The sequence below is a fragment of the Rhodanobacter fulvus Jip2 genome (genome assembly GCF_000264315.1).
GTDB lineage: Bacteria > Pseudomonadota > Gammaproteobacteria > Xanthomonadales > Rhodanobacteraceae > Rhodanobacter > Rhodanobacter fulvus.
The window spans coordinates 1-2,496 of sequence record NZ_AJXU01000055.1; the positions used below are offsets into that span (position 1 = coordinate 1).

At 65.8% G+C, this 2,496-nt stretch carries 1 protein-coding gene and 1 pseudogene; both read left to right on the forward strand.

Annotated features, from left to right (window positions below; translation table 11 throughout):
• Positions 1 to 136 precede the first annotated feature (136 nt).
• Positions 137 to 1,282 carry a bifunctional 2-methylcitrate synthase/citrate synthase gene (prpC, locus tag UU9_RS13255; protein WP_007082269.1) on the forward strand — a complete coding sequence of 382 codons (1,146 nt, stop codon included), beginning with the start codon at positions 137 to 139 and terminating at the stop codon, positions 1,280 to 1,282.
• Positions 1,283 to 1,786: 504 nt separating this feature from the next.
• Positions 1,787 to 2,496, forward strand: a pseudogene (locus tag UU9_RS18020) (hypothetical protein); the annotation flags it as partial.

Here is a 2,496-nt window from a genome sequence, read left to right on the forward strand (position 1 = left end):
GTAGGAGCCCGCTCGCGGGCGATGCTTTTCGAATCCCGAATCCCGAATCCCGAATCCCGAATCCCGACACAAGAGCATCGCCCGCGAGCGGGCTCCTACACGTACAAGAAAGACCATCCGCACCCTGGAGATTCCGATGAGCGAGCAAGCCCTGCCCAAGGCCAAGAAATCCGTCGCGCTGTCCGGCGTGGCCGCTGGCAACACCGCGCTGTGCACGGTGGGCCGCAGCGGCAACGACCTGCATTACCGCGGCTACGACATCCACGACCTGGCGTCCAAGGGCAACTTTGAGGAAGTGGCGTACCTGCTGGTGCACGGCGTGCTGCCGAACTGGACCGAGCTCAACAACTACCGCCAGCGGCTGAAGCGCCTGCGCGGCCTGCCGGCGCCGGTGAAGGCGGCGATGGAACTGCTGCCGGCCTCCACCCACCCGATGGATGTGCTGCGCACCGGCTGCTCGGTGCTGGGCACGGTGCTGCCGGAGAAGGACGACCACAACGTCACCGGCGCACGCGACATCGCCGACCGCCTGATGGCCAGTTTTGGCTCGATGCTGCTGTACTGGTACCACTTCAGCCACAACGGCAAGCGCATCGAGACCGAGACGGACGACGAATCCATCGCCGCCCATTTCCTGCACCTGCTGCATGGCAAGAAGCCCAGCGACCTGCATGCGCAGGCGCTGGACAAGTCACTGGTGCTGTACGCCGAGCACGAGTTCAACGCGTCCACCTTCGCCGCGCGCGTGATCGCGGGCACCGGTTCGGACATCTATTCGGCGATCACCGGCGCGATCGGCGCGCTGCGCGGCCCCAAGCATGGCGGTGCCAACGAGGTGGCGATGGAGATCATCTCCCGCTACCGCAGCCCCGATGACGCGGAGGCCGATATTCGCGCCCGCGTGGAGCGCAAGGAGATCGTGATCGGCTTCGGCCACCCGGTGTACACGGTGTCCGACCCGCGCAACGAGATCATCAAGGAAATCTCGCGCAGGCTGTGCACCGAGGGCGGCAACCCCACCCTGTTCGACGTCTCCGAGCGCATCGAGAAAGTGATGGCCGAGATCAAGAAGATGTTTCCCAACCTCGACTGGTTCTCCGCCAGTGCCTACCGCATGATGGGCGTACCCACCGCGATGTTCACGCCGCTGTTCGTGATCGCCCGCACCTCCGGCTGGAGTGCGCACGTGATCGAGCAGCGCGAGGACGGCAAGATCATCCGGCCCAGCGCCAACTACACCGGACCGGAAGACCGCAGCTACACACCCATCGACAAACGCTGACGCTGTGCCTGTGTGGGAGCGACTTCAGTCGCGATGCTCTTCCACACGCCTGATCGAAGCCGCGGCAACGGCGACACCGCCTTGCCGCGATACACCTGTAACACCCTTGATACACCTCCCGCCGCCGTCGCCACGGACGCGCCGAGCCCATCGTGGCGCCATCGGTGCGCCGCTTGCCGACCGGTGGTGGGAGATGGGTGTATCACCGGTGTTACACCGTTTCCGCAACGGAAGCGTTTCGTTCTCCTGGTTTTAACCGCAAATCGATGATTTCATTGAGATTAATCTGATCCGCTCGATCGGCACCGTTTATGCAGATTCCGCACGCTGCGAACACGAGCCGGTTGTAGCCAGGATCAGCAAGTCTTGATGGTTGTCATGGAGTGCCGAACGCACTGTCGTTCCGGTGAGCGCCTGATCCGACCCCTCTGGCATCGCAGACAACGGCCCCGGCCCGCCGGGGTGATTCCAGAGCTTGATCAGGCTTTCAAACGGAGAACGACCATGCGCAAGACACTTATCGCTACTGCCATCTGCCTCGGTATCGGCTTGGCCCTGCCCGCGATGGCGGACAAGACCCAGAACAACGGCGGCGGCTCCAACGCCCAGGACAACGCGGCCGTACTGCAGAACGTGGGCAACATGAGCGATTCCAGCAGCCACTCCAATTCCAGTACCCACGCCGATTCGCATGACACCACCAGTTCCAACAACGTCAACCGCGTCGCTGCCAACAGCGAATTGAGCGGCACGGTATCGAATGTGGGCGTCACTGTAGGCAACGCCGCCAACAACATGGGCAGCGCTGCCGGTGGTCGCGGTGGCGCCGGTGGTGACGGTTACGGTGCCACGGGCGCGGGCGGCCGCGGTGGCGCGGCGGCGCGCGGTGGCGACGCCCAGGGCCATAGCGGTGCGGCTGGCGACGGGTCGGCCAGCAGTGGTGGCGTAGCCTCGGCCAGCCGCGGCGTGGGCGGCAACAGCAACGGCGCAGGCGGCGCCAACAGCAATGACAGCTCCAGCGACGGCCTTGGCGGTGGCAACACCGGCACCGCGACCGGTGGCGCGGACAGCTGGATGGCAGGTGCCGGCACCGGCGGTGCAGCAACGTCGGACAGTGGTGCCGCCACTGGCGACGGTGGCAGCAGTGGCGCGAGCGGCAACACCGCCGGCGCCGCCGGCACCGGTGGCGCGGGCGGCGCGGGCACCGGCGGCGC